The sequence below is a fragment of the Anaeromicropila populeti genome, from assembly GCF_900112775.1.
Lineage (GTDB): Bacteria > Bacillota > Clostridia > Lachnospirales > Lachnospiraceae > Anaeromicropila_A > Anaeromicropila_A populeti.
Window position 1 is genome coordinate 1 of record NZ_FOYZ01000020.1, and the last position, 26,127, is coordinate 26,127.

The following is a 26,127-nucleotide window of genomic DNA, read 5'->3' on the forward strand; positions in this document are numbered from 1 at the left end:
GGGGTAAGAAAATCTCTACAACCTTTTACAAGAAATACCGATGCACCCTTTTACGCAGAATTTCGCAGAATTAAACAGGGGGGATACCCAAAACGAAAAAAATAGCTGAAGGATGCAGGCAATAGTTGAAATAGAGAATAGAGGTTTTGTTAAAACGTAAATAAAAAAGAAGATTTTAGACCAAAAAACAAGTGAAAAAGCGATGTTTTTAAGGTCTTTTTTAGTACCATAAAAGTGTAGCTGTTGGAGAGTAATTAACTCTGGCAGCTGCACTTATTTTATTGCTGGAAAGAAAGGATAAAAAAGGAATGACGGCTTCACAAGAAAAACAGATTCGGGAACTCCGTATGCGGGGAATTGGTTATCGAGCGATTGGCTCAGTGGTAGGAGTGTCTCGTGATATTGTAAGAAACTTTTGTAAAGCAAGGGGCTTGGAAGGCTATGCAAAAGCCTTAACCAAAAATGTAATGGAACAGATGCAGTCGGGGGAGGCTTGTTTCTATTGTGGAAAAAGAATGGAGCAGCCTTATACAGGACGTCCAAGAAAGTTTTGCTCCAACCAATGCAGAAGAGATTGGTGGAAGGCACATCCAGAGGCAGTGGAGAAAAGAAAAACAGCTGTTTATCAACAGACCTGTGCTTGTTGTGGAATAACCTTTGAAGCCTATGGAAACCGAAACAGAAAATATTGCAGTCATAACTGCTATATCAAAGACAGATTTTGGAGGGAAGAGAATGGAATTTAAAAAACTAAAGATAACAGAATTGATTCCCGCCGCCTATAATCCAAGAAAAAAACTGAAACCCTGCGATAAGGAATATGAGAAAATCAAAACCTCCATTACAGAGTTTGGATATGTGGAGCCCATCATTGTAAATACAGATTTCACAATTATTGGAGGGCATCAAAGAGTTACGGTGCTACAAAATTTAGGATATACCGAAATTGATTGTATTGTAATTGCAATCGATAAAACAAAAGAAAAAGCCTTGAACATTGCCTTGAATAAAATTACTGGATCTTGGAATGAAGAACTGTTGGCAGACTTATTAAAGGACATAGAAGCATCTGATTTTGACCTGAGTAAAACAGGGTTTGAACCTCCGGAAATAGAACAATTATTTAATGCGGTTCATAACAAGGATATCCGGGAGGATGACTTTGATGTAGAGGAAGAACTAAAAAATCCATGTATTTCGCGGAAAGGTGATGTGTGGTTGTTAGGCCCCCACCGTCTGATATGTGGTGATGCTACTAGACCTGAGACTTATAAAAAACTAATGGAAGGGCAGAAGGCTAATCTAATTGTTACGGATCCACCCTATAATGTTAATTACCAATCAGAAGTTGGAATAATACAAAATGATAACTTGAAAGATGAGGAATTTTACAAGTTTCTATTTGCTGCTTTTGTGAATATGGAGGCAAACATGGAACAGGATGCCAGCATTTATGTGTTTCATGCAGACACAGAAGGATTTAATTTTAGAAAAGCGTTTCGAGCAGCTGGGTTCTATTTATCTGGAACCTGCATTTGGAAGAAGCAGAGCCTAGTATTAGGAAGAAGCCCTTATCAGTGGCAGCATGAGCCAGTTTTGTTTGGATGGAAGCTAGGGGGAAAGCATTTGTGGTATTCGGATCGAAAACAGTCAACCATATGGGAGTTTGACCGTCCAAGCAAAAATAATCTTCATCCAACCATGAAACCTATTAATTTGGTATCTTATCCGATTACCAACTCCTGTATGAGTAATTGTATTGTATTGGATCCGTTTGGTGGCAGTGGCTCTACGTTAATGGCTTGTGAGCAGACCAGTCGAATTTGCAGAACCATTGAGTTGGATGAGAAATATGTGGATGTTATTGTACATCGATATATGGAATGGAAAGGAACTGCAAAAGATGTTTATTTAATTCGGAATAGCAGAAAAATTAAATATTGTAATATGGATAAGGAAGGTGAAGCGAATGAAGCAGTTGACCTTCCTTGATTTGTGCGCAGGAATTGGGGGCTTCCGTTTGGGATTAGAGGCTGCAGGGCACAGATGCATTGGATATTGTGAGTATGATAAATTTGCAGTAGCTTCTTATAAGGCTATGCATGAGACGGAGGGAGAGTGGTTCGCTAGTGATGTCACAAAACTCAAATCAGAAGATGTCCCACGAGCAGATATCTGGACATTTGGGTTTCCATGCCAAGACGTATCCGTTGCAGGGAAGCAAAGAGGATTGTCAGGAAAAAGAAGTGGAATCTATTTTAATATTATTGACCTTATCAAAGGCAAAAAAGAAAGTGATAAACCCACATACCTTCTTGTTGAGAACGTTAAGAACCTGTTATCAGTACATGCAGGATTCGATTTTGCCACCGTTTTGTCTGAAATGGACAAAGCAGGGTATGATTGTCGATGGCAGGTGCTTAATTCAAAAGACTTTGGAGTCCCCCAAAATAGAGAACGGGTATTCATTACTGCAAATCTTAGAAGCAGAGGTAGACGAGAAATATTATCTCTCGAAGGAAAAAACGGAGCAGCTCTTAAGCAGGTTATAAGAGGTATGCAGGGCTATCGGGTATATGATCCCCATGGAGCAGCTACCACTTTAATGGGAAATGCAGGAGGAGTTGGAGCAAAGACAGGATTGTATCTGGTAGGTTTTAACCGAAAAGAAGGAATCAAAGGAAGACTTGAGACGGCACATACAATTGCTGCAAGTGACTATCGTGGAATTAACCGAAATCAGACGATGAATGCGGTGTATGAAGAAGGAAAAAAACGACAGCTTTTTATTGACCAGTCCAATACCAAAAGTCAGATAACGGACACTGCCCGCTGTTTAACTGCCCGCTATACCGCAGGAATGGTCAATCGCATGGCAATGAATTCTGCTGTATTGGAAGTTTATCCAGTTCTTACACCACAGCGTTTGGAGAAACGGCAAAATGGGAGAAGAATCAAAGACAATGGCGAACCTATGTTTACGCTTACTGGACAGGACAGGCACGGAATTCTTCTTTACAAAAGTGTGACTAAAGAGGGAGAGCCTGTTCTTAAAATTAAAAATATAATTAGGCAGGAATATCAAGGAAAAAAAGAAGCAGTAATCAAACAAGGAAGAATTCGGAGGCTTACACCGAAGGAGTGTTTCCGCCTTCAAGGGTTTCCAGATTCTCTATTTGAAAAAGCACAAGCGGTAAATTCAGATGCACAGTTGTACAAACAGGCAGGAAATGCTGTAACTACCACAGTTGCCTATGCTGTAGCAATGACATTGCCAGAGTCTAGAAAATAGATTTTCTTTTGCAGATACAAGAAAAAAGCTTGACTTAGAAGGCAGTTAGAGTGATGTATAGTGTACCAAAAGAAAAGGAGAACAGCAGATGGAAATTATGGTAACTGGCAAGGATAGAAAACAGGTAGTAAAGGTAATTGCAGAACATTTAGGTGATACTTCTGTTTATCTGGGACCGCCATCGTTTGCGTACAAAATAGGAAAAATTACGGTGGACAGAAACAACCGGATTTTAATTGAAGATGCGGAAAAGGGAAAGGAAGTAAAAAGGATATTAGAGAAAAAAGGAATGCTCGATGAGGAAGAAAAGACTTTGATTAAAATACCAATTGAAAATATGACTGCACAGGGAATCATCAATCTTGTCAATATGCTCCATTCTAAACAGTATCTGATCAACAAAGCCATAGGAAAAACAGGTTTTCTTATCAAAAATGAACTGATAGAAGCTCTCGAGAAACAGGAGTTTACCAAGAAAGAAGAGGTGGTTTCTTTTCTTCAGAAAGTTGCAGATAGTGGTGTCGGTGTTTCCTTTACAGAGGAAGGTATCTTATTTACGGGATTTCCTTTTTCCCAAGAGCCAGTCAAAGTAAAAGCCTACTGTGAACTGTCTGCCATGATGGTGGCATATGCCAGACAACATCAACGAATTCGTTCCAAGCCTACTAAGGAAGAAAATGAAAAATATTATATGAGGGTGTGGCTTGTCCGAATTGGACTGGGAGGCAAAGGCGGGAAAGAGACTAGAAGGGAACTCTTAAAAAATCTGAACGGTCATACCGCATTCTCTAACCAGCAAGAAAAAATGAAGTGGCAGGAGAGGCAAAAAGCCAAGAAGGATGCCGAAAGAGCTAGCCACTGTAAGGGTTAAACTACACAATCTGTCAACCAGATATTTGTGTACATTATGGTTCAGAATTCTCTGGATAATTAGTGTGTTTAGAGTGATATATAGACTACCAAAAGAAAACACACAGCGGAGGATTAAGAATGAGAACACAGACATTTGGAATTGAAATTGAAATGACAGGCATTACAAGAAAAAACGCAGCAAGCTTACTTGCGGAATTTTTTCAAACAGAGAGTCAATACGTAGGGACAGGTTATCAAACTTACGAAGTTAAGGACAAAAAAGGGAGGACTTGGAAAGCGATGTACGATGCAAGCATTGCCGCACAAAAAAAAGAAAATGGAAGAACCTTTCATGCGGGAGATGATTACAAGACGGAAGTGGTCAGTCCGATTCTTACTTATGAGGATATGGAAACCTTACAGGAACTGGTAAGAAAGCTAAGAAAGGGAGGAGGTATAATAAACTCTTCTTGTGGAATTCACATCCACATCGGGGCAGAGAAATTTAAGCCACAGACTCTACGGAACATTGTGAACATTATTGCAAGCAAGGAAGACATCCTTTACAAGGCACTGCAGATTGATCCAGCAAGACTTCAGTATTGCAAAAAGACCAATGAGAAACTTTTGGAAACCATTAACAGAAGAAAGCCAACAACCATGAAGCAGTTAAAAGAAATTTGGTATGCAGAAGATCCTTATAACACGAGCAGACATTATAACGAGACCAGATACCACGGATTAAACCTGCATGCCACTTTTACAAAAGGAACGGTTGAGTTTAGACTTTTTAACAGCACCCTTCACGCAGGGGAGATCAAGGCATACATACAGTTCTGTCTTGCGGTAACGCATCAGGCACTGACACAAAAGAAAGCAACACCGAGAAAAACGGTGACCGACAATGAAAAATATGCATTCAGATGCTGGATGCTCCGACTGGGGTTGAATGGAGAGGAATTTAAGACCTGCAGACTTCATTTTTTAAAGCACCTCGAAGGAAATTCAGCATGGAGAAGTGGACATTAAGAGCCAGATGTCACATGCCAAGGGCGGAGAAAACCGCCCTTAAGGCAGTGAAAGGAGGCTCCAGAGCGGGATGCTTTAAGAAGTGAAGTCTAATGTAGAAAGGAAGAATTAAGGTGAAAAAATATTACATTGCTTATGGCAGCAATATGGATTTGGAGCAGATGGAATATCGGTGTCCTAACGCAGAACTAATTGGAACAAGTATGTTGGAAGGATATGAACTGCTTTTTAAGGGTTCTCTTACTGGCTCCTACGCAACGATTGAAGCAAGAAAAGGAAGCAAGGTTCCCGTACTGATATGGAAGCTAGGGGAAGGGGATGAAGAACGGCTTGATCGCTATGAAGGATATCCAATCTTTTATGATAAGAAGGAGCTTGAAGTTAAAGTCGAGGAAAATCAGATGACAGCCATGGTTTATCTCATGGATAAACAGAGAAGCTTTGGAAAGCCGAGTGACTCCTATTATCAGGTGTTGGACAGGGCGTATCAGAAATTTGGCTTTGACAAGAAAATACTGAGAAAAGCCTTTAGAAAAAGTTTGAAAAAGAAAGGAATTTCGTATGTTCAAGGTATCGAAAAGGATTGTGAAAAAAATAAAAGCTGACTACCCTTCAGGCACGAGGGTGGAACTTATTAGTATGGATGACCCCTATGTGAAAATTCCAGAGGGAACAAAAGGAACGGTAGTAAGCGTGGATGATGTGGGAACCATTCATGTCCATTGGGATACGGGACACAAGTTAGGAATTGTTTATGGAGAAGATATGTGCAGAAAAGTCATGCAGTGAGAAGCCGACAAATAATAAGAGAATCCATGTGAATTTATTATTTGGTAAAAGATTAAGAGCAGAAAGCAAGACTTTTGTACCAAGAAACAGCAAATTGTAGCGGCTATCAAAATAAATTTTAGAGTGACAAGGGGAGAAGGCATCTTAGGAAGCCTTTTCTTTTTGTGTTTTTAGAAGGAGGTGAGGGCAGTGGCACAGAGAGGAAGAAAACCGAAGCCAACTGCAGTAAAAGTGCTTGAGGGAAACCCCGGAAAAAGAAGTCTGAATACAGGCGAACCGAAGCCGGGGAAAAAAGCTCCACGCTGCCCAGCATGGCTTGAGGAGGAGGCAAAAAAGGAATGGAAGCGTCTAGCAAAGCAGATGGAGCAGTTGGGAATTTTAACGGAAGTAGATGCGGCAGCTTTTGCAGGATACTGTCAAGCTTATGCGAGGTGGAAAGAGGCAGAAGAATTTATCTCACAGCATGGAACCATTGTAAAAACACCATCTGGGTATTGGCAGCAAGTACCACAGGTATCCATTGCACAGACCTATCTTAAGATAATGAATCGATTCTGTGAGCAGTTTGGCCTGACTCCATCTGCAAGAAGCCGTATCAATGCAAAGGACACCGAGGAGCGAAATAGTGATGAAATGGAACTTCTTTTGTTAAAGGGAGGTGGTAGGTAGTGTACAGTAAAGAAAAAGCAGAACATGTAGTGCGTTTTATTCATTGCTTAAACCACACCAAAGGACAATGGCGTGGACTCCCTTTTGACCTCCTGCCTTGGCAGGATAAAATTATTCGAGACGTATTTGGGACTGTAAAAGCGAATGGGTATCGTCAGTACAATACGGCTTATGTGGAAATTCCTAAAAAAAATGGAAAGCAGTTAGAGGTAAACACAGTAATTCCGACACCAGATGGATTTACGACAATGGGAAATCTTAAGGTGGGAGATTTTGTTTTGGATGAAACAGGAAAGCCTTGTCATGTAGTTGCGTTTAGTGAAATAGATGATACGGAGCAAGCTTATCGGATACATTTTCGGGATGGAAGTAGTATTGTTGCTGGTGCAAGACATTTATGGAAGGTGCAGGTAACCAATAATGGAAAAAGAGAAAAAATAATATCCACAGAAGAAATGTATGAAAAACAGAAAAGAAAAAATAATCAGGAGAACAGAGCACTTTTTCGAATTCCGATAGCAGGTGCTTTTTTACTGTCAGAAAAAACATTGCCAATTGATCCGTATTTATATGGCTTTTGGATCGGAAACGGAAATGCAGTTAAGCCAGAAATAACCGTTATGAGGGATGACGTGGAAGAAGTCAAAAGAAATATTCCCTACCCGATTCAAAAACAGTATCAACAAGCTGGACATAGTGATATATTGGTTTATCAAGAATTAAAGTCTGTTTTAGTAAGAGATTTTACCAAAAAAAGAATTCCCATTCGCTATCGGAGGGCGTCTATTTCACAGAGAAAACGTCTTTTGAATGGGCTCATGGATTCGGATGGCTGTATCAGTACAGTAAGAGGACAGTCTGTCTATGTAACCATACTTCCTGAGTTAGCAGAAGAGGTTCAAGATTTATTATGGTCATTAGGAATAAAAAATACAAGGAAAACAACTCCTTCTACAAGGTTTGGCATACCTACTGGAGAGACGTGTTATTTGATTCGGTTTACCGCTTTTGAGGATCAGATGATTTCAGGTCTGGAGAGAAAAGAAAAGGGTAAGAGAAAAAGAAATCCAAGAAGCTGCTCGCATTTTCATTATATTTCATATATTGAGAAGGCAGAAAAATGTAAAATGCGGTGTATTCAGGTGGATAGTCCATCTAGATTATATCTAGCTGGAAGGTCAATGATACCAACACATAATAGTGAGCTTGCCGCAGCGGTTGCTCTGTATATGACTTGTGGGGATGGAGAGTGGGGAGCAGAAGTCTATGGGTGTGCTTCTGATAGGCAACAAGCATCTATTGTATTTGATGTAGCGGTTGACATGGTAGAGCAATGTCCTGCTCTTAAAAAAAGAATTAAACCTATCATGTCTGTAAAAAGGCTTGTATATAAACCAACTAATAGTTATTATCAAGTATTATCGGCAGAGGCGTACACTAAGCATGGATTAAATGTCCACGCAGTTATTTTTGACGAACTCCATAGTCAGCCAAATAGAGAACTGTTTGATGTTATGACAAAAGGTTCTGGGGATGCCAGAACGCAACCGTTGTATTTTTTGATTACGACAGCTGGTACAGACAGACATTCCATTTGTTATGAACAGCATCAAAAGGCAGAGGATATCAGTCTAGGAAGAAAAGTGGATCCAACCTTTTATCCTGTTATTTACGGAATTTGTGATGAGGAAGACTGGGGAAGTGAGGACAGTTGGTACAAAGCAAATCCTTCTCTTGGGCATACCATTGATATAGAAAAAGTACGTAATGCTTATCTTAGTGCCAAAGAAAACCCTGCAGAAGAGAATATCTTTCGGCAGCTACGTCTAAATCAGTGGGTGAAGCAGTCTACTCGTTGGATGCCAATGGAAAAATGGGACAAGTGTGCCTTCTCCATTGATAGGGAATCTCTCAAAGGCAGGGAGTGTTATGGCGGGTTGGATTTGAGCAGCACGACGGATATTACGGCATTTGTATTACTATTTCCACCAAGAAATGCAGATGAGAAATATATTATTCTACCGTACTTTTGGATACCGGAAGAGAATATGAAGTTACGTGTAAAACGTGATCACGTTCCTTATGACATTTGGGAACAGCAAGGATTTTTGAAAACAACAGAAGGAAATGTGATTCACTATGGGTTTATTGAAAAATTTATTGAAGAATTAGGTATGCTGTACCATATCAAAGAGATTGCGTTTGACCGCTGGGGAGCCGTGCAGATGGTTCAAAATTTAGAGGGTATGGGATTTACCGTTGTGCCTTTTGGTCAGGGATACAAGGATATGTCACCGCCGAGCAAGGAACTGATGAAATTAACATTTGAGGAGAAGTTGGCACATGGAGGGCATATGGTGCTTCGGTGGATGATGGATAACATCTTTATTAAGCAAGACCCAGCGGGGAATATAAAGCCTGATAAGGAGAAATCTACGGAGAAGATTGATGGTGCAGTAGCTACCATTATGGCACTGGATCGAGCAATTCGCAATACAGGTAATTCTGGGAGTGTATATGATGACAGAGGTGTTTTAGTGTTTTAATGTAACCAATTTTTATGGAATACTATGTGTAAAGAATATATAGGGAATGGTTATCAATGTCTTATAGATTTTGTAGTGCCTTTAGGACTGCATATTTTTCTGGCTTAAATTTAGGAAATGCTTGTGAAAATAAAAAATCTATTTGGATAAAAAATAATAGAGCATTTTTAATATATAAACGCTCTATTATTTTACACTAATATTAAATGTCATTTTTGCTAAACTTTGCTCCACAGCTACTACATTTGTTATTAAATACAGTATATTTGTTGCAATTAGGACATTTTTGTCCTTTTCCACCTTTACCACTATTGGAAGGTACAGTCATTTCATAGTTACATTTTGTGCATTTTCTTCCAGTAGCTGTCTCAAAAAAAGTGTATTGATTGCAATTAGGACATAGTTTTCCTGCCATTATATGACCTCCATTCAAGCAATAAGTTAAGTTTTAATAGATAAATACATGAATATGTATATATGTATATATGTATATAATAGCTATTGCATCTTGTGATGTCAATATTTATATAAAAAGTAATAAAATAACTTTTATTATTTAGGGGGTGTAAGCCTGTGGTACTTAGTTCCATATTTGGAATTACTAAAGCAAGAGATAAACCAATCAATCATTACGGTTCGGCTTATTCTTTTTTATTTGGTCGATCCACAAGCGGTAAATCGGTGGATGAACGAACGGCTATGCAGACTACGGCAGTGTATTCCTGTGTCAGGATTCTTGCAGAAGCGATTGCATCCTTGCCACTTCATATTTATAAATATAGTGATACGGGAAAAGAAATGGTGTATGACCATCCCTTGTATTCTATTCTTCATAATGAACCAAACAACGAGATGACTTCTTTTGTGTTTCGAGAGACACTGATGAGTCATCTTTTAATTTGGGGAAATGCATATGCACAGGTTATTCGAGATGGAGGAGGCAGGGTAATTGGTTTATACCCTTTGTTACCCAATAAAGTTGAAGTGGAACGGGGTGGAAATGGTCAGCTTTTTTATATCTACTCCAAAGATTCAGATGAAAATCCAAATTTTAAAAAAAATGGTGAGTTCTATTTAAAGCAAGAAGATGTTCTTCATATACCGGGTCTTGGTTTTGATGGGTTAGTAGGATATTCGCCCATAGCCATGGCAAAGAATGCCGTAGGAATGACACTTGCATGTGAAGAATACGGTGCCAGTTTCTTTGCCAATGGTGCCAATCCAGGAGGAGTATTGGAACATCCTGGAGTGTTAAAAGATCCCAAAAAGGTGAGAGATTCTTGGAATTCTGTATATCGTGGGACAAACAATGCCCATAAAGTAGCGGTTCTGGAGGAGGGGATGAAGTACCAACAGATTGGCATTCCGCCGGAAGAAGCACAATTTTTAGAGACAAGGAAGTTTCAAATTAATGAAGTTGCCAGATTATATCGAATCCCACCACATCTGGTTGGAGATTTGGAGAAATCCAGTTTTTCTAACATTGAGCAGCAATCGCTGGAGTTTGTGAAATACACACTTGACCCTTGGGTAATCCGTTGGGAGCAGTCTTTACAAAAGGCATTACTGTTGCCCCAGGAAAAACAGGAGTACTTCATCAAATTTAACGTGGATGGTTTGTTGAGAGGGGATTATCAGAGCCGAATGAATGGATATGCCATCGGAATTCAAAATGGTTTTTTATCACCAAACGATGTCAGAAAATTAGAAAACCTAAATCCTATTCCAGAAGCAGAAGGAGGGAATCTGTATCTGATTAACGGAAATATGACCAAATTGAAAGAAGCAGGAGCGTTTGCAGAGGATACGATTTCTCAAAAAAGTATAGACGTAGAAGAAAACAATGCAGCAAAACAGAATAGGAGGAGACAGCAATGAAGCGTAAGTTTTGGAACTGGGTGAGGGATGAGGGGGAAAGGACCCTCTTTTTAAATGGGGAAATTTCGGATGAAACCTGGTTTGGGGATGAGGTAACACCTAAGCTGTTTCAAAAGGAGTTGAAAGCGGGAGAAGGAAACGTTACCGTTTGGATTAACTCTCCTGGCGGGGACGTATTTGCGGCAGCACAAATTTATAATATGTTGATGGAGTATCCAGGAAACGTAATCGTAAAGATTGATAGTTTGGCGGCCAGTGCTGCTTCGGTAATTGCCATGGCAGGAACGGAGGTACAGATGTCACCAGTAGCTATGATGATGATTCATAATCCTATGACGATAGCCATTGGAGATTCCATGGAAATGAAGAAAGCCATTGCCATGTTAGAGGAAGTAAAAGAAAGCATTTTAAATGCCTATGAGAGAAAAACGGAAATGAACCGTACCAAACTTTCAAACCTGATGGATGCAGAAACCTGGTTTAATGCCAGAAAAGCAGTGGAGTTAGGGTTTGCAGATCAGATTCTTTTTGAAGGAGAAGAGTCGGCGGATTTGGAAGTAGAATCGTTCTTGTTTTCCAGAGCGGCGGTAACCAATTCGCTGCTTACCAGATTGGTTTCTAAACCGCAAGAGAACAAGACACCGATTGAGCAATTAGAAAAAAGACTGAGTCTTATAGCACATTAGGAGGAAATGTAGATGAGTAATGTATTAGAATTAAGAGAAAAACGTGCAAAAGCGTGGGAGACAGCAAAGGCATTTTTAGATTCCAAAAGGGGGAGTGATGGCCTGCTCTCTGCAGAGGATACAGAAGTTTATGACCGAATGGAAGCAGATGTAGTGAATTTGGGAAAGGAGATTGAACGTCTGGAGAGACAGACAGCAATTGATTTAGAATTGTCAAAGCCTACTAGTAAACCCATTACTAATCAGCCAAATGCAGAATGTGGTGGTGTGATAAAAAAGGGAAGAGCATCTGACCAGTACAAAAAAGAGTTCTGGAATGCTATGCGAAAGAAGCAATATTTTGATGTCAGCAATACGCTTTCTGTTGGTACGGATGCAGAGGGAGGATATCTGGTTCCAGATGAATATGAAAGACAGCTGGTGCAGGGGTTAGAGGAAGAAAATTTCTTTCGAAGTCTTGCTACCACCATACAGACTTCTAGCGGGGATAGAAAAATCCCTATTTCAACGGGCAAGGGAGAGGCTAGTTGGATGGATGAGAATGGGCAGTTTCCAGAATCAGAGGACAGTTTTGGACAGACTTCCATTAGTGCTTATAAGTTAGGAACTATGATTAAGGTATCCGACGAGCTGTTGCATGACAATGTATTTGACCTTGCAGGATATATTTCCAAGGAATTTGCAAGGAGGATTGCAACGAAAGAAGAAGAGGCTTTTTTTGTAGGAAATGGTGTGGGGAAACCAACTGGTATTTTTCATGAAACGGGAGGAGCAGAAAATGGAGTCATTACCGCAGGAGCCAATCTTACGTTTGAGGATGTAATGGATCTTTTCTATTCTCTGCGAGCACCTTATCGGAAAAATGCAAAATGGATTTTAAATGATGCTACAGTAAAAGCTTTACGTAAATTAAAGGATGGTAACGGAAATTATATCTGGCAGCCAAGCGTTTCTGCCAATATACCAGATATGATTCTAAACCGTCCTTATTTTACGTCTATTTTTGTACCAGAAGCGGAATCTGGAAAGAAAGCAATGGCTTTTGGAGATTTTAAATATTACTGGATTGCGGATCGGGAGGGCAGAAGTTTCAAACGTTTAAATGAACTGTATGCTGCCACGGGACAGGTTGGTTTTCTGGCAAGTCAAAGAGTAGATGGAAAGTTAATTCTTTCAGAAGCAGTGAAAACCTTAACGATGAAAAGCTAGGAGGAAACGGTATGGTGATTACTCTGGAAGAGGCAAAAGCCTATCTTCGTGTGGATACAGAAGAAGAAGATACCCTTCTATTATTGTTGCTTGCAACAGCGGAAACCCTTTGTTTTGGCATTCTGAGAAAAGAAGTGGATGAGAGAGAAAAACCATCCGAACCAGTAAGGACTGCCATTTTGTATGGAACCTCTTATTTATATGAAAACCGAGAGAACGCAGATTTTAAGGAATTAACACTTACCTTGAAATGTTTGCTGTTTGGGGAACGGGAGGATGTATTTTAATGAAAATCGGGCAATGGAGAAACCGCATTCTGATTCAGAAAAGTGTACCTGAAAAAGATATGGAAGGAAATCATGTGTTAAGTTGGAGAGACTTCTATTCCTGTGCAGCTTATGTGAATCATTTGTCAGGAGCCGAGTACTGGGCAGCCGCACAGGCAAATGCACAGCAGGAGTTGTGTTTTGTCATTCGCTTTTGCAGAGAAGTAAAAGAACTGGATACTCAGCATTATCGAATTATATTTGGTGGAAAACCTTATAACATTACTCTGGTGGATCTGGTTCAGTTTCAAAATAAAGTAATGAAGCTTCGAGCTTCCTTGGAAAAGAGGTGACGGGTATGGCAGAAAGAGTAAACATTACGGAAATGGCAGATGCGATTCAGGAAGGGCTGTTGGAATATTCTCATCTTGCGGCCAATACCATGAAAGATTGTGTGAAGCAGGCAAGTACAGTTGTTAAAAAAGAGATAAAAGCCAATGCGCCAGTAAAAACAGGTCAGTATCAAAAAAGCTGGAAGGTATCCAAACAAAGGGAAACCAGTACTTCCTTGCACATGGCCGTTCATAGTAAAAACAGGCATCAGCTGGCACATTTGCTGGAAAAAGGGCATGTTAAGCGGGGAGGCGGAAGGGTACAGGAGTTTCCACATATTGCTCCAGCAGAAGAAAAAGGAAGGCAGAAGCTAACCGAAGGGCTACAAAGGGGGTTGCAAAGGTGAATCATGAAGAGGTAATGCAGATGGTGGAGGAAATGAAACTACCCAGTGCGTATCATCATTTTGTGGAAGGAGAATCTCCAGAGCCGCCATTTTTTGTGTTTTCTTATGCAAAAACCAATCCATTTGCAGCGGATGGAACGCTGTATTATCAGAGAAATCGTTTTAAAATTGAATTGTATACCAATCGAAAGTCCATCAAAACAGAAGATCAGATTGAAACCGTGCTGGAAAGGTATGGTATTTTTTATGTCAAAAGCGAAATATGGATTGCCTCAGAACGTCTGTATGAAGTGCTTTATGAAATGGAGGTGTAAAGTATGCCAAATAAAGTAAAGTTTAACATTTGTAATGTTTATTATGCACCTATTGTAATTAGTGTAGATCGTTCGGTTACATTTGGATTGCCTGTCGCTATGCCAGGGGCAGTATCCATTGCGCTGGATCCAAATGGGGAACCAGAATCCTTTTATGCGGATGGAGTGGAGTACTATATCATTAATAATAACATGGGATACAGTGGTGATTTGGAACTTGCCATGATTCCAGAGTCTTTCCGTACAGAAATCTTAAAAGAAGAGGCAGATGATAATTATGTTTTAGTTGAAAATGCAAATGCCGAAACAGGTAGTTTTGCACTCTTGTTTGAGTTTGATGGAGACGTCAAGAAAATTCGTCATGTTCTGTATAACTGTTCTGCTTCCCGTCCCAAAATTGAATCCAAAACCAATGAGGAGTCCAGAGAAGTACAGACAGAGACAGTAACCATTCAGGCAAGACCGATGGCAAACGGTTATGTAAAGGCAAAAACAGGGGATAAGACAAATTCTTCTGTTTATGCAGACTGGTATAAAGCCGTATATTTGCCAACAGCTATAACAGAAGCAGCAGAAGTAGAGGGTTAGGAGGAGAAGAATGAGCATTCAAAAGAAGATTGAAATTGATGGCAGGGAAGTGGTGTTTAAGGCTTCCGCCGCCATTCCAAGAATCTACCGTTTGAAGTTCCACCGAGATATTTATAAGGATTTACGCTTATTAGAACAGAGTATGAAAGCTTCAGATGAAGAAGAATCCGCATTGGATGTATTTAGTCTGGAATTATTCGAAAACATTGCCTTTATCATGGCTAAGCATGCAGATCCGACTATTCCAGATACACCAGAAGAGTGGCTGGATTATTTTAATACGTTTTCCATTTATCAGGTCCTTCCTCGTTTGATTGAACTTTGGGGATTAAATGTGGAGACGGAAGTGGAGGCAAAAAAAAAGTTCGTCCCACGGAGCGGGAGATGACGACACCGCTGTTTTTATTGCGTTGTGTACAGCTGGGGCTTTCTATGCAGGAGTTAGAGTTGCTGACTATTGGGTTGATTCATGATATGTATGCAGAAAGCAGAAATGATGACAGCAAATATGCTGCATTGGCTACACAGGAGGATATGGATCGTTTTTAGGCATTCGGTAGGATAACTGGGTGTCTTTTTATGTTTGGGGGGTAAGTGTATGGCAGGGAGAATACAGGGAATTACAGTAGAAATCGGGGGAGATACGACGAAGCTGTCTTCTGCTTTGAAAAACGTAAATACAGACATCAAATCAACACAGGCTCAGCTGAAAGACGTGGAGAAATTATTAAAACTGGATCCTGGTAATACAGAACTTTTGGCGCAGAAACAAAGACTTTTGGGGGCGGCAATTGAGAATACAAAAGCCAAGCTGGAGACATTAAAAACAGCACAGAGGCAGGTACAGGATCAGTTTGAGCGAGGAGAAATTACAGAAAGCCAGTACAATGCCTTGCAGAGAGAGATTGTGGAGACAGAGTTGAGTCTGAGAGATTTGGAGATGCAGGCAGAGGATGCAAATAGAGCGCTATCTCATATCAGCATGGCTTCTGAAAGAGTAGAAGCCTTTGGAAATGCCTGCACCACCGCAGGGACAAAGCTACTTCCTCTTACAGGGGCTATTCTTGGGGCCGGAACTGCGTCTGCTAGATTAGCCATGAATTTTGAAGATGCCATGGCAAAAATAGCTACCATTGCAGACACCACAGAAGTACCCTTGAAAGAATTGGAAGCGGCTATTTTAGAGCTTTCTAACCAGACGGGCATTAGTTCTATGGCTATTGCGGAAAACGTATACGACGCTATATCGGCAGGACAGTCTACAGCAGATGCAGTAAACTTTGTTTCTCATTCTACTAAATTAGCAAAGGCAGGTTTCACAGATGCAGGAAGTGCTTTGGACATTCTTACTACTATTTTAAATGCTTATGGTCTGGAAGCTTCTGAAGTCACTACAGTATGTAATACCTTGATTCAAACACAGAACTTAGGAAAAACCACGGTAAACGAACTGGCCTCTTCCATGGGTAAGATTATCCCGACGGCAAAAGCCAATGGCGTGGCATTAAACCAAATTGCTGCGGGTTATGCAATTATGACTGCGAACGGTGTGGCAACAGCAGAATCTACTACGTATATGAATGCTATGCTGAATGAACTGGGGAAAACGGGAACAACCGTGTCGGATACCTTACGGCAAAAGACAGGACAATCCTTTGCAGAACTAATGGGAAATGGCTTCAGTTTATCCGATGTGTTACAGATGATAGCGAACAGTGCAAAGGAACAGGGACTTGCTTTCAGTGATTTATGGTCTAGTACGGAGGCAGGAAAATCCGGGCTTATTCTGCTGGGAGATAGTGCAGACAGTTTTAACAACACACTAGCTCAGATGCAGAACTCTACAGGAGCAACAGACGTGGCATTTGAAAAGCTTCAGACCAATTCCAATACGATTAAAATTGCAATGAATCAGCTAAAGAATTCATCAATTGAACTGGGAAGTGCTGTTATGAGTGTGCTTGCCCCTATGATTAGTTCGCTTTCTGAAAAAATTAGCCGCTTTAGCACCTGGTTTTCAGGATTGAGTGATGGAAACAAAAGAATGATTGTTGTGATTGCAGGAGTGGTGGCGGCAATTGGACCTGCATTACTGATTGTAGGGAAAATAGCTGGCAGTATTAGTGCCATTATAAATCTGGTTGGAATCATTGCTCCTGTTTTGTCTGCCTTGATTCCTGTGATTGCAAGTGTCGGATGGCCGATTTTAGCGATAATTGCTGCAGTCATTGCAGTTATTGCAATTGGCAGATTGTTAATGAAGCACTGGGATGAAATCAAAATTGCTTGTGAAGTAATATGGGGAGCCGTAAAAGAGTTTTTTCGAGCAGTGTGGGAAAATATTAAAGTCGTATTTCAAACGGTGGTAGAGGTGATAAAGACCATTGTAATCACCTATTTTACCATATACAAGACCATTATCCTGACTTTATTGACAGCCATTAAGGTAATTTTCCTGGCTGTCTGGAATGGAATCAAACTGGTACTGGTAACCGTAGTAACGGTGATAAAGACCATAATAATGACCTATTTTACCATATACAAAACCATTATTCTGACACTGTTAAAAGCCATTCAGATTGTGGTTATGACGGTGTGGAGTGGAATCAAACTGGTGATTACTTCTGTAATCAAGGCAATTCAAACAATTATCCATACAGGCTGGAATACCATAAAAACGGTGATAACCACAGTAATAACAGCCATTCAAACGGTGATAACCACGGTGTGGAATGCGGTTAAAACAGCAACCGTAACCATAATGAATGCTCTAAAAATCATCCTGTCAACTGTTTGGAATACCATAAAATCTATTGTGACAACGGCAGTAAATACCATTAAGACAACGGTTACAACCGTATTTACGGCTGTAGTAAAGGGAATTCAAACAGCAATGTCCAAAGTATATGGAGCCGTAAAAAAAGGCTTTGATAAAGCGGTTGAGTATATAAAAAGTCTTGCTTCCAGTGCCTTTACCTGGGGTGCTGATATGGTGGATGGTCTTGTAAAGGGCATTCAGAGCTGCATTGGAAAAGTGGGAGAAGCCGTAAAAAGTGTGGCAGACAAAATCACCGCATTTCTTCACTTTTCTGTTCCGGATGAGGGTCCGCTTACGGAATATGAATCCTGGATGCCAGATTTTATGAGTGGATTGGCAAAAGGAATTGAACAGAGTAAGAGTATGGTAACAAAAGCAGTGGATGGGGTTGCTTCCGATTTGATAATACAACCGCAAGTTAGTACAGGGAATGGTTCTATGGCAGAACATACGGCTGTCAGCCAGATAAATCAGCTTTTAAGCGGATTACAAGATACCATAAGCAGCATGCAGCCACAGGCTGGTGGCACCATCTCAATTCCTGTGTATTTAGGAGGAAACTTATTAGATGAAGTGGTGGTGAACGCACAAAGCAGAGTAAATTTAAGGTCAGGAGGACGATAGGCATGTCATTTATACAGTATCTGTATTTTCAGCAGGAAAGTCTTCCTCTTCCGGAACAGTATAGTGTGCAGATAGCAGATGTAGAAGCGGACTCTTCTGGAGAAACAGAGGCTGGTACTACCCAGACGGATTTGGTGAGAATGGGGGTGCATACAATAGAGGTTACATTTTCAGTTTCTGCAAAATGGGCAAAAAAGCTGGCACAATTTCGTTCCCAGAAGAGTATTTCTGTACAATATTTTGATACCGAAACATTGTCTGTGCAGAGTACGTGTATGCGCATGCAGGATTTTTCCACAGAATTGGTAAAAGACACTTCTGGTCAGGGGCTGTGGAAAGTATCTTTTACCTTAAAAGAGCTGTAGGAGGTAGAAACGTGTATCCAGTAAGTAGTTTATTTCAACGTGCCATTCAGAAAAATACGCGCGAATTTTATTATACAGGAACCATTACTACAACAAAAGGAATGGTGTATTCTTTTGACAATTCGATACTCGTAAAAGGCAGTGGATATTTGACAAACCAATGTACTGGAACCGAGGAAATGGGAATTGGCAGTGTATATGCGGGAGAGTGTGGATTAAGTTTGTATCTGGAGGTAGATCGGTATACTTTATTTGGTGCAGCCGTGCAGCTGTTTTTTCATTTAAAATTGGAAGATGGCACTTATGAAACGGTACCCCTTGGCATCTATGAAGTAGCAGAAGCAAATCGAACCATTCAGTGTGTGGAAGTAAAAGCCTATGATTATATGCTACGTTTTGACAAAGTGTTTCCAGAGGAGTACCTGTCTCTGACAGGAACACCCTATGAGTTGTTACACATTGCTTGTCGAGAGTGTGGGGTGGAACTGGCACAAACGGAAGAAGAGATTGCGGGCATGAGCAATGGAGCAGAACGGTTTGGCATGTATTTAGAAAATGATATTCAGACGTATCGAGATCTTCTGTATTATATAGCAGTGGTAGTAGGGGGATTTGCTACCATTAACCGCAGAGGGCAGCTAGAAATCCGTTCTTTTCATAACCAAGTCTGTGATGTGCTGCCAGACCATCTGCGTTTTCGGAGTAACTTTTCTGATTTTAGTACTGCTTTTTTCGGAGTATCTTTTCAAAATGCTAAGACGAATGCTCTCGAAGAAGTCTATACCGAACGGGAGAGCGGATTGATGTTGGAGTTGGGAACCAATCCCTTCATCCAAAGCTTCTCTCGGTATTCTGCCAGAATAGAACGATTACGTGCTATCTTAAAAGCACTTGAAAAAATTAAGTATATACCATTTGATGCAAGCATTGTCAGCAATCCTGCATATGATTTAGGGGATGTTATTCGATTTACGGGAAGACATGCGGATGAGGAGGGAATTTCTTGCATTACTGGCTATACCTATCACATAAATGGAACACATGAAATTAAGGGGGTTGGGAAAAATCCAAGGCTGGCCAAGACTGCTTCTAAAACAGATAAAGCAATCGGTGAAGCAAAATCAGCGTCTGACAGTAATAAAATGGCGGTGTATCACTACATCAATCCTTATGGATTTCAGATAGCATCGGCAAAAACGCTAATTGCTACTATTTTATTTACCTCAAAGCTGGAAACACAGGCATTATTTTACGCTTCTGTGTTGTTGGAGAGCCATGCACGGGAGGCGGTTACTGTGGTAACCGTAACATACCAGTTGGATTCGCAAGAGATATCAGATTTTCAGCCAATGGAAACGTATTGCGATGGAAAGCATGTGTTAGAATTGTTTTTCCCCTTGCAGGTGAGAGGAAATCAGGCAAGCCGTTTTGAGGTGTATGTAATGGCTAGTAACGGAAGTGTGGAAATACAAGAAGGAAAAATAAGAGCCAGTATTTTTGGACAAGGCTTAGTCGCTTCTGAAGAAACGTGGGATGGTATGCTGTATGCAGAGGAAGAAGTAAAGCAAATCCAGATTGAGAATAATACAATTTCCCTAGAGACCTATGGGATAATGGATACCAGAACCTGTGTCATGGAGCACCCAAATCCTAAGGAAGTCAAAGAAGAGGTAGAGGAACTGACCATTTTACCAACCGTACAACAGTTAAAATTAACGGAATGGAAATCCTTTATGGAAATAGAATAGGGGGAAAAGCATGCAGATAAAGGGACAAGCAAAAATTGAACTGTTTCATGCGTTGACAGGAATGCAGACAGATTGTATAGAGGAAACAAATTTAGTTACCGATTATGTTAAAAATATAATAAATCCACCACAGATGGCAAGGGAGTTTGCCTATTATGAATCATCTACGCAGAGTTTAAATGCGTATCAGCAGGTTTATAGAAAAAAAATAGATGTGGATCTGATGTACAGTAGTGATTTGATAACAAATTATTTTTCTGGTTTGTTGCTGTTTCGAGAGAAGCTGGAAGAAAGTAAAGATCATATAGCGATGACAGTAGGAGACGTAGTTTGTGCAGCAGCCTGTGAAACTACTTCAATGGCTAACCTGGAGTTGGGGACTTTGAACGCCAATGAGACGGCAGACGTGACAGATTCCAATGGAAAAGTAATTGGAAAACGGTTTGTCTGGGATTTTGGAACGGATCGTGCTAATGGGCAGATTGCAGCCATGTCTTTGGTAAGCCCTGCGTGCGAGCATCGATTATATGGTCCAAGTGGAGGAGGAGACGGATCATTTCTTACCATGTACGGGTATTATTATGGTGCACCTGCATATCGAAATGGCTATTTAGTGAATGCAGGGGTAGACAGTATTACGACCATTGGCAGTCCCTTGAAGCAAAAAGAAGATCAGTCTGTTTTATCTTTGGTTTATGAAACAGAAACCAGAAAACTCAAAATATATCAAAATACCTATGATTATTCCAAGGTGTCACTAGGAAAGAGCAATCATGATACTGCAGGACGGACGTATACGTTGTTAAAAGAAGTACAGCTGACGAGTTCTGCCATTACAACCAATCTCTATGTAACGCAGACGGTTGGGGATACCTTGTATGTCATGACAACAGCCTCTGTGTATTTATCAAATGGAAATTATGCAAAACTGAATCTGCATATGGTTAATTTATCTACTTTTGAGCTGACAGAACAGTTGGGCATTACCTTGCCAGTACCGTGGTATAGTTGGGGGGATTTCTTGATTCTGGAACAGGATGTATTTTATACAGCGGGTAAGTACGGAAGTTACAATAAAGTGGTATTAGTGCATACTACCTTGCAGAATTTAGCGGATCATACTGTCATTATGGAAGAGGATACTCTTGGAAATTGCAAACTGAATTACTATAAAGGATTGGTATATTTGGCTTGTTATTCCAGTTATACCGCGTCCTCTCGGTTTGGAATTTTGTACCCAGACTCTTTAAAAATAGTACACTGGGGAAGTAATTTTAGTCTATCTTCTTCTTATAACAGCAGTTCCGTTTTCCGCATGGTGCCATCCGATTATTTAAAGCCGCCGTTTGTATTGTATCAGATAGGAAGTGAGACAAACTGTTACATGGGAACGTTTGCGTTATGTCTTAGTACCATTAATAATTTAGCTAGTCCTGTAATAAAAACAGCAGATAAAACCATGAAAATCACGTACACAATTAAAGAAATCAGCGAGTAGCTTAGTAACAACTGTCCTTTTAAAAGGGCATTTTTTTAGAAAGAGGAGGAGGTCAGCATGAAACAAGGAATGAATCAGATACCCTATTTGTTTAGTATGTTAGGTGGAATTTTAGGTTGGTTTTTCGGAGGTCTAGATGGATTTTTATATGCCTTGACTGCATTTGTTGTGCTGGATTATATCAGTGGATTAATGGCGGCGGGAGTGGAAAAAAAGCTTTCCAGTAAAGTGGGTTTTCGGGGAATCTGCAAAAAGATATTGATTTTTTGTTTGGTAGCAGTCGGGCATATTCTGGATTCCAGAATCCTGCAAACAGGAAGTGTATTCCGTACAGCAGTTATTTTTTTTTATTTATCCAATGAAGGAATCTCGCTTTTGGAAAATGCAGATCGCATCGGACTTCCCATACCTAGAAAATTGAAAGAGATACTGGAACAGTTAAGAACTGACAGTCAGGAATAAAATGCTTTTCTATTGGGAGGAATCAGAATGAGAGTGATCAAACAATTATGTACTAAATCGGATTGTTACAAGGCAGGAAAAAGCATAGAGGTAAAAGGGATTATGCTTCATAGTGTAGGGTGTCCACAACCGAAAGCCAGCGTCTTTCTAGAAAAATGGAACAAACCTGGAGTCAGTTCCTGTGTGCATGGGATTGTGGAACCAGATGGAACGGTGTATCAGCTGCTTCCATGGAATCATCGGGGATGGCATGGAGGAGGAGCTAGTAATGATACACACATTGGAATTGAAATGACGGAACCCTCCACCATACATTATACCAAGGGAGCAGAATGGATAGAAACGGGGAATGGGGAGATTACAAGAAAACATGTACTTGCTACCTATCAAACAGCAGTGACTCTTTTGGCTGCTCTTTGTGAAGAATACCATTTAAATCCGATTGCGGATGGGGTAATTCTATCTCATGCGGAAGGGTATCAAAGAGGAATTGCCTCCCATCATGGTGATGTGGAGCATATTTGGACTAGGTTTGGACTTACTATGGAGCAATTTCGGAACGATGTGAAGCAGAGGATGGGCAAAAAAGATTCTAGTAGAGAAAAAGAGACAGTCTCCAGTTTGAGAATTGAGTGTTACGGCAGATTGAAGAGGGAAATGTGTATTCGAGAAGGGACCAGTATAAAAGAGGAATGCCTTACTACTTATAAAAAAGGAGCATTTGTGGAGGTTGTATCAAAGTGTGAGAATGGCTGGTTACAAATTCGTTGTAAGGAGAGCACATCAGGGTATGGCTATGTATCGAATGTAAAAAGTGCGTATGTGTCTTTGGGAAGTGAAGTGTATACGGTACAAAAAGGTGATAGTCTTTGGAGAATTGCAGAAGACAAGCTAGGGAAAGGAATTTATTATACAAAAATTAAAACATTAAATGGATTAACGAGTGATATTCTTTCAAAAGGATTCCAGTTATTAATTCCGTAAAAAAATACCTTACAGGAACACACCCTGTAAGGTATTTTTTAAACTATACTATTGCTAAAAACTATGCCAATAAAATAAGGTGTGATAAGGATAGGGTACTTGACTTATGGAGCGTTTAGAGTGATAGATAGACTACCAAACAGAAGGGAGGAATACCATGCGAACTCGTAAAGTGGAAAAAAGAGAGCCTAAAGAAAAAAAGAAAAGAGTATGTGTATATGCCAGAGTCTCTACCAATCATCTGAATCAGGAGGATTCACTGGAAATGCAAAAAAGTTATTATGAAGAATTGATTATTGCGAATAAAGAATGGGATTATGTTGGTATTTATTATGACAGAGGAAAAACGGGTACCAAAGAAACAAGACCAGGTTTTCAAAAAATGATAGCTGATGTAAGAGCAGGAAAGATTGACTTTATTTTAGTGAAATCTATATCAAGATTTGCCAGAAATACCATTACTGTTTTAAAGTTTGCAAGAGAACTGAAGGAAATAGGAGTGGGTATTTTTTTTGAAAAAGAGAACCTCAACACGTTGACAGGTGAAGGAGAAATGCTGCTTTCGGTATTGGCATCCATAGCACAGGAAGAAAGCAGAAGTATCAGTAAAAATATTAAGTGGAGAATCAAAAAGAAGTTTGAACAGGGAGAAGCCATCTCAAGTGTGTACTGGCTGTTAGGGTATCAGCGGGATGAGTATGGGGATTTGGTTATTGTTCCAGAAGAAGCAGAGGCGGTCCGAACAATCTTTGACTGGTACTTAAGTGGAATGGGGATTAAGGCAATCTGCATAAAGTTGGACATGCTAGGAATACAGACAGTAAAGGGCGGTTTATGGGCGGAAAAAACCATTCAGGGAATGTTGAAAAATGAAAAATACAAAGGGGATTTTCATCTGCAGAAGAAATACACTCCAGAAGGAAATGTGAATTGTCCACAATATAACCATGGAGAAGTGGATAGTTTTTATATTACGGGTAACCATCCTGCTATTATTGAAAGTAAAAAATGGGACAGGGTACAGGAAATGATAGAGGAGCGTCAAAAAAAATATGGCTATAAAGCAGAAGAAAAGAAAAAATATCAGAACCGTTATCCTTTATCTGGAATGCTGTTCTGTTCTAAATGCGGAGCGCCGTTATACCGAAAGAAAAGTATGGCGAAGGGAGAAGAATTTATTTACTGGGTTTGTGCAAACCGTTTAAAGCATGGGGAAACAGAGTGTAATGGAGTTTGGATGAATGAAAAAGAGTTAAGAGAACATAAGATTACTGAACCTACCATTGTGAAGGAGGAAATAATAAATGGCAAAAAGTGTTACCATTATACCAGCAAAGAAAAATTTAGTGAGCGAAAGCAACAAAAAGAGGGAAGAAGAAAGAATGGTCAAAACAGCGGCATACTGCAGGGTATCAACCGACCTCGAAGAACAGTCATCCAGTTATGAGTTTCAAATGGCTTATTATAAGAAATATATTGAGGAGCATTCCGAATATTCTTTTGCTGGAATTTTTGCAGATGAAGGAATTACAGGAACCAATACCAAAAAGCGAGATGAGTTTAACCGTATGATTGCAGAGTGTGAAAAGGGAAACATTCAGCGCATTATTACTAAATCCATTAGCCGCTTTGCGAGAAATACACTGGATTGTTTACAGGCAGTAAGACGGTTAAAGGAATTAGGAGTTGGCGTATATTTTGAAAAGGAAAATATTGATACGTTAGATGACAAAGGAGAAGTTCTTTTAACCATTTTATCTTCGCTTGCCCAGGATGAAAGCCGCTCCATTTCAGAAAACTGTACCTGGAGCATTCGGAAGAGATATGAAAGGGGGGAGGTATTTATTAATACCTCACAATTTTTAGGATATGATAAAGACGAAGAAGGGAATCTGGTCATTCATAAAAAGCAAGCCAAAATTGTAAAAGAAATTTATCAATGGTATTTGGATGGTTGGACGGCGAGCCAGATAGCAAGAGAACTGGAAAAGAAAAGAGCAGTTAACTGGAATGGAACTACAAAGTGGCATGAAAGCGGTATTACCAATATTTTAAAGAATGAAAAATATAAGGGAGATGCTTTGCTGCAAAAGACTTATACACTTGATTTTCTTTCCAAAAAAAGAGTAACAAATGATGGAAAGGTACCACAGTATTATGTAGAAGATAATCACCCAGCTATCATTGATGCAGAGATGTGGGAGTGTGTACAACTGGAAGCCAAGAGAAGAAAACAGTATATGAACGAGCATACGCTGATGGGATACAGCAGATGTTCGAATAAGAATCCGTTTGCCTTTCATGTCATCTGCGGAGAATGTGGCAGGGGTTTTGGACGAGTGCGATGGGCTTCTTCCAAAGGACCACGTTTTGTATGGCAGTGCGGTTTCCGATATCATCAAAAAGGCATTATAGGCTGTCATAACCGACATATTGAGGACAGTACGATTGAGTTGGCATTTATCAGGGCTTGGAACCACTTAGTTGAAGACCAGTCTAATTATTTGGAACATTGGAATGCACTAGTGAAAGGTGATGATTTGTTAAAAAAATATAAAGCAAAGCAGTTTATAGAATTAAGCAAGAATGGAAGAATCACAGAACATGTCGAGTGGAAATTGGTACTTAAGGTTCTGGATCATATAAGAATATATGAAAGTGGAGAAATTGTGATTGCGTTTCTAGAGGGGACAGAATGCCAGTTCTAAACTGTTCTTATGTGAATCTTTATAAAATTACATTGTAAAGATTAAAATACAATTGCACCATAA

The 26,127-nt window shown here is 40.0% G+C and carries 28 protein-coding genes; 27 read left to right on the plus strand and 1 reads right to left on the minus strand.

Translation table 11 applies throughout. The features are described 5' to 3' along the window. The first annotated feature begins 281 nt into the window (after positions 1 to 281). From BM305_RS17300 to BM305_RS17335, 9 genes are all read left to right on the plus strand, one after another. Positions 282 to 746, plus strand: coding sequence for an RNA polymerase subunit sigma-70 (locus BM305_RS17300; protein ID WP_330393531.1), 465 nt, complete (start codon positions 282 to 284; stop codon positions 744 to 746). After that, positions 736 to 1,992 carry a site-specific DNA-methyltransferase gene (locus BM305_RS17305; RefSeq protein ID WP_092563826.1) on the plus strand — a complete coding sequence of 419 codons (1,257 nt, stop codon included), beginning with the start codon at positions 736 to 738 and terminating at the stop codon, positions 1,990 to 1,992. The genes BM305_RS17300 and BM305_RS17305 overlap by 11 nt, the downstream gene beginning before the upstream one ends. Then, positions 1,970 to 3,292 carry a DNA cytosine methyltransferase gene (locus BM305_RS17310; RefSeq protein WP_092563829.1) on the plus strand — a complete coding sequence of 441 codons (1,323 nt, stop codon included), beginning with the start codon at positions 1,970 to 1,972 and terminating at the stop codon, positions 3,290 to 3,292. The genes BM305_RS17305 and BM305_RS17310 overlap by 23 nt, the downstream gene beginning before the upstream one ends. A gap of 88 nt (positions 3,293 to 3,380) precedes the next feature. Next, on the plus strand, positions 3,381 to 4,163 hold the full coding sequence (locus BM305_RS17315; protein WP_092563832.1) for a hypothetical protein: 783 nt from the start codon (positions 3,381 to 3,383) through the stop codon (positions 4,161 to 4,163). Between the two features lie 119 nt (positions 4,164 to 4,282). After that, on the plus strand, positions 4,283 to 5,173 hold the full coding sequence (locus BM305_RS17320; protein ID WP_092563835.1) for an amidoligase family protein: 891 nt from the start codon (positions 4,283 to 4,285) through the stop codon (positions 5,171 to 5,173). Positions 5,174 to 5,286: 113 nt separating this feature from the next. Continuing rightward, entirely contained in the window at positions 5,287 to 5,778 is a 492-nt protein-coding gene (locus BM305_RS17325) for a gamma-glutamylcyclotransferase family protein (RefSeq protein WP_207649509.1), read from the plus strand. Then, the gene (locus BM305_RS19250) at positions 5,759 to 5,962 is read left to right on the plus strand and encodes a DUF4314 domain-containing protein (protein ID WP_330393532.1); all 204 of its coding nucleotides are present in this window, start codon (positions 5,759 to 5,761) and stop codon (positions 5,960 to 5,962) included. Before BM305_RS17325 ends, BM305_RS19250 begins: the two co-directional genes overlap by 20 nt. Before the next feature lie 189 nt (positions 5,963 to 6,151). After that, positions 6,152 to 6,631 carry a phage terminase small subunit P27 family gene (locus BM305_RS17330; protein WP_092563838.1) on the plus strand — a complete coding sequence of 160 codons (480 nt, stop codon included), beginning with the start codon at positions 6,152 to 6,154 and terminating at the stop codon, positions 6,629 to 6,631. After that, positions 6,631 to 9,177: a terminase TerL endonuclease subunit gene (locus BM305_RS17335; protein WP_092563841.1), complete on the plus strand. Its 2,547-nt coding sequence runs from the start codon at positions 6,631 to 6,633 to the stop codon at positions 9,175 to 9,177. The genes BM305_RS17330 and BM305_RS17335 overlap by 1 nt, the downstream gene beginning before the upstream one ends. Positions 9,178 to 9,379: 202 nt before the next feature. Here BM305_RS17335 and BM305_RS17340 read toward each other — a convergent pair whose 3' ends face one another. Continuing rightward, positions 9,380 to 9,592 carry a hypothetical protein gene (locus tag BM305_RS17340; RefSeq protein ID WP_092563844.1) on the minus strand — a complete coding sequence of 71 codons (213 nt, stop codon included), beginning with the start codon at positions 9,590 to 9,592 and terminating at the stop codon, positions 9,380 to 9,382. A gap of 158 nt (positions 9,593 to 9,750) precedes the next feature. Between BM305_RS17340 and BM305_RS17345 the strand changes: the two genes are divergently transcribed. From BM305_RS17345 to BM305_RS17425, 18 genes are all read left to right on the plus strand, one after another. Next, entirely contained in the window at positions 9,751 to 11,055 is a 1,305-nt protein-coding gene (locus BM305_RS17345) for a phage portal protein (protein WP_092563847.1), read from the plus strand. Continuing rightward, entirely contained in the window at positions 11,052 to 11,741 is a 690-nt protein-coding gene (locus BM305_RS17350; RefSeq protein ID WP_092563850.1) for a head maturation protease, ClpP-related, read from the plus strand. The genes BM305_RS17345 and BM305_RS17350 overlap by 4 nt, the downstream gene beginning before the upstream one ends. Positions 11,742 to 11,753: 12 nt before the next feature. Continuing rightward, on the plus strand, positions 11,754 to 12,950 hold the full coding sequence (locus BM305_RS17355; RefSeq protein ID WP_092563853.1) for a phage major capsid protein: 1,197 nt from the start codon (positions 11,754 to 11,756) through the stop codon (positions 12,948 to 12,950). Between the two features lie 11 nt (positions 12,951 to 12,961). After that, on the plus strand, positions 12,962 to 13,237 hold the full coding sequence (locus BM305_RS17360; protein ID WP_092563856.1) for a head-tail connector protein: 276 nt from the start codon (positions 12,962 to 12,964) through the stop codon (positions 13,235 to 13,237). Continuing rightward, positions 13,237 to 13,569 carry a phage head closure protein gene (locus BM305_RS17365; RefSeq protein ID WP_092563859.1) on the plus strand — a complete coding sequence of 111 codons (333 nt, stop codon included), beginning with the start codon at positions 13,237 to 13,239 and terminating at the stop codon, positions 13,567 to 13,569. Before BM305_RS17360 ends, BM305_RS17365 begins: the two co-directional genes overlap by 1 nt. Before the next feature lie 5 nt (positions 13,570 to 13,574). Next, on the plus strand, positions 13,575 to 13,955 hold the full coding sequence (locus BM305_RS17370) for an HK97 gp10 family phage protein (RefSeq protein WP_092563862.1): 381 nt from the start codon (positions 13,575 to 13,577) through the stop codon (positions 13,953 to 13,955). After that, on the plus strand, positions 13,952 to 14,269 hold the full coding sequence (locus tag BM305_RS17375) for an LAGLIDADG family homing endonuclease (protein WP_092563865.1): 318 nt from the start codon (positions 13,952 to 13,954) through the stop codon (positions 14,267 to 14,269). The genes BM305_RS17370 and BM305_RS17375 overlap by 4 nt, the downstream gene beginning before the upstream one ends. A gap of 3 nt (positions 14,270 to 14,272) precedes the next feature. Next, positions 14,273 to 14,857 (plus strand): major tail protein, encoded by a 585-nt coding sequence (locus BM305_RS17380; protein WP_092563868.1) that lies wholly within the window; start codon positions 14,273 to 14,275, stop codon positions 14,855 to 14,857. Positions 14,858 to 14,867: 10 nt separating this feature from the next. Beyond that, positions 14,868 to 15,245 carry a hypothetical protein gene (locus BM305_RS17385; RefSeq protein ID WP_092563871.1) on the plus strand — a complete coding sequence of 126 codons (378 nt, stop codon included), beginning with the start codon at positions 14,868 to 14,870 and terminating at the stop codon, positions 15,243 to 15,245. Next, positions 15,242 to 15,406 (plus strand): hypothetical protein, encoded by a 165-nt coding sequence (locus tag BM305_RS19255; protein WP_177214789.1) that lies wholly within the window; start codon positions 15,242 to 15,244, stop codon positions 15,404 to 15,406. Before BM305_RS17385 ends, BM305_RS19255 begins: the two co-directional genes overlap by 4 nt. Positions 15,407 to 15,455: 49 nt before the next feature. After that, positions 15,456 to 18,299, plus strand: coding sequence for a phage tail tape measure protein (locus BM305_RS17390; protein WP_092563874.1), 2,844 nt, complete (start codon positions 15,456 to 15,458; stop codon positions 18,297 to 18,299). Positions 18,300 to 18,301: 2 nt separating this feature from the next. Further along, positions 18,302 to 18,664 carry a hypothetical protein gene (locus BM305_RS17395; protein WP_092563877.1) on the plus strand — a complete coding sequence of 121 codons (363 nt, stop codon included), beginning with the start codon at positions 18,302 to 18,304 and terminating at the stop codon, positions 18,662 to 18,664. A gap of 11 nt (positions 18,665 to 18,675) precedes the next feature. Further along, on the plus strand, positions 18,676 to 20,412 hold the full coding sequence (locus BM305_RS17400) for a hypothetical protein (protein WP_092563880.1): 1,737 nt from the start codon (positions 18,676 to 18,678) through the stop codon (positions 20,410 to 20,412). 10 nt (positions 20,413 to 20,422) lie between these two features. Next, a complete protein-coding gene (locus BM305_RS17405; RefSeq protein ID WP_092563884.1) occupies positions 20,423 to 21,910 on the plus strand; it encodes a hypothetical protein in 1,488 nt (495 codons plus the stop codon). A 57-nt stretch (positions 21,911 to 21,967) separates the two neighbouring features. Continuing rightward, positions 21,968 to 22,372 carry a phage holin family protein gene (locus BM305_RS17410; RefSeq protein WP_092563887.1) on the plus strand — a complete coding sequence of 135 codons (405 nt, stop codon included), beginning with the start codon at positions 21,968 to 21,970 and terminating at the stop codon, positions 22,370 to 22,372. Between the two features lie 27 nt (positions 22,373 to 22,399). After that, on the plus strand, positions 22,400 to 23,356 hold the full coding sequence (locus tag BM305_RS19560) for an N-acetylmuramoyl-L-alanine amidase (protein ID WP_242940578.1): 957 nt from the start codon (positions 22,400 to 22,402) through the stop codon (positions 23,354 to 23,356). A 157-nt stretch (positions 23,357 to 23,513) separates the two neighbouring features. Beyond that, positions 23,514 to 24,803, plus strand: a complete 1,290-nt coding sequence (locus tag BM305_RS17420) for a recombinase family protein (RefSeq protein ID WP_242940579.1) — start codon at positions 23,514 to 23,516, stop codon at positions 24,801 to 24,803. Further along, positions 24,739 to 26,064 (plus strand): recombinase family protein, encoded by a 1,326-nt coding sequence (locus BM305_RS17425; protein ID WP_242940581.1) that lies wholly within the window; start codon positions 24,739 to 24,741, stop codon positions 26,062 to 26,064. Before BM305_RS17420 ends, BM305_RS17425 begins: the two co-directional genes overlap by 65 nt. The last annotated feature ends 63 nt before the right edge of the window (positions 26,065 to 26,127 follow it).

Excerpts from the sequence above, each read along its gene's own strand:
- BM305_RS17305 (WP_092563826.1), top strand. The coding sequence starts at position 736 with ATGGAATTTAAAAAACTAAAGATAACAGAATTGATTCCCGCCGCCTAT.
- BM305_RS17310 (WP_092563829.1), top strand. The coding sequence starts at position 1,970 with ATGAAGCAGTTGACCTTCCTTGATTTGTGCGCAGGAATTGGGGGCTTC.
- BM305_RS17315 (WP_092563832.1), top strand. The coding sequence starts at position 3,381 with ATGGAAATTATGGTAACTGGCAAGGATAGAAAACAGGTAGTAAAGGTA.
- BM305_RS17320 (WP_092563835.1), top strand. The coding sequence starts at position 4,283 with ATGAGAACACAGACATTTGGAATTGAAATTGAAATGACAGGCATTACA.
- BM305_RS17340 (WP_092563844.1), bottom strand. The coding sequence starts at position 9,592 with ATGGCAGGAAAACTATGTCCTAATTGCAATCAATACACTTTTTTTGAG.
- BM305_RS17350 (WP_092563850.1), top strand. The coding sequence starts at position 11,052 with ATGAAGCGTAAGTTTTGGAACTGGGTGAGGGATGAGGGGGAAAGGACC.
- BM305_RS17355 (WP_092563853.1), top strand. The coding sequence starts at position 11,754 with ATGAGTAATGTATTAGAATTAAGAGAAAAACGTGCAAAAGCGTGGGAG.
- BM305_RS17360 (WP_092563856.1), top strand. The coding sequence starts at position 12,962 with ATGGTGATTACTCTGGAAGAGGCAAAAGCCTATCTTCGTGTGGATACA.
- BM305_RS17365 (WP_092563859.1), top strand. The coding sequence starts at position 13,237 with ATGAAAATCGGGCAATGGAGAAACCGCATTCTGATTCAGAAAAGTGTA.
- BM305_RS17370 (WP_092563862.1), top strand. The coding sequence starts at position 13,575 with ATGGCAGAAAGAGTAAACATTACGGAAATGGCAGATGCGATTCAGGAA.
- BM305_RS17380 (WP_092563868.1), top strand. The coding sequence starts at position 14,273 with ATGCCAAATAAAGTAAAGTTTAACATTTGTAATGTTTATTATGCACCT.
- BM305_RS17385 (WP_092563871.1), top strand. The coding sequence starts at position 14,868 with ATGAGCATTCAAAAGAAGATTGAAATTGATGGCAGGGAAGTGGTGTTT.
- BM305_RS19255 (WP_177214789.1), top strand. The coding sequence starts at position 15,242 with ATGACGACACCGCTGTTTTTATTGCGTTGTGTACAGCTGGGGCTTTCT.
- BM305_RS17390 (WP_092563874.1), top strand. The coding sequence starts at position 15,456 with ATGGCAGGGAGAATACAGGGAATTACAGTAGAAATCGGGGGAGATACG.
- BM305_RS17395 (WP_092563877.1), top strand. The coding sequence starts at position 18,302 with ATGTCATTTATACAGTATCTGTATTTTCAGCAGGAAAGTCTTCCTCTT.
- BM305_RS17405 (WP_092563884.1), top strand. The coding sequence starts at position 20,423 with ATGCAGATAAAGGGACAAGCAAAAATTGAACTGTTTCATGCGTTGACA.
- BM305_RS17410 (WP_092563887.1), top strand. The coding sequence starts at position 21,968 with ATGAAACAAGGAATGAATCAGATACCCTATTTGTTTAGTATGTTAGGT.
- BM305_RS19560 (WP_242940578.1), top strand. The coding sequence starts at position 22,400 with ATGAGAGTGATCAAACAATTATGTACTAAATCGGATTGTTACAAGGCA.
- BM305_RS17420 (WP_242940579.1), top strand. The coding sequence starts at position 23,514 with ATGCGAACTCGTAAAGTGGAAAAAAGAGAGCCTAAAGAAAAAAAGAAA.
- BM305_RS17425 (WP_242940581.1), top strand. The coding sequence starts at position 24,739 with ATGGTCAAAACAGCGGCATACTGCAGGGTATCAACCGACCTCGAAGAA.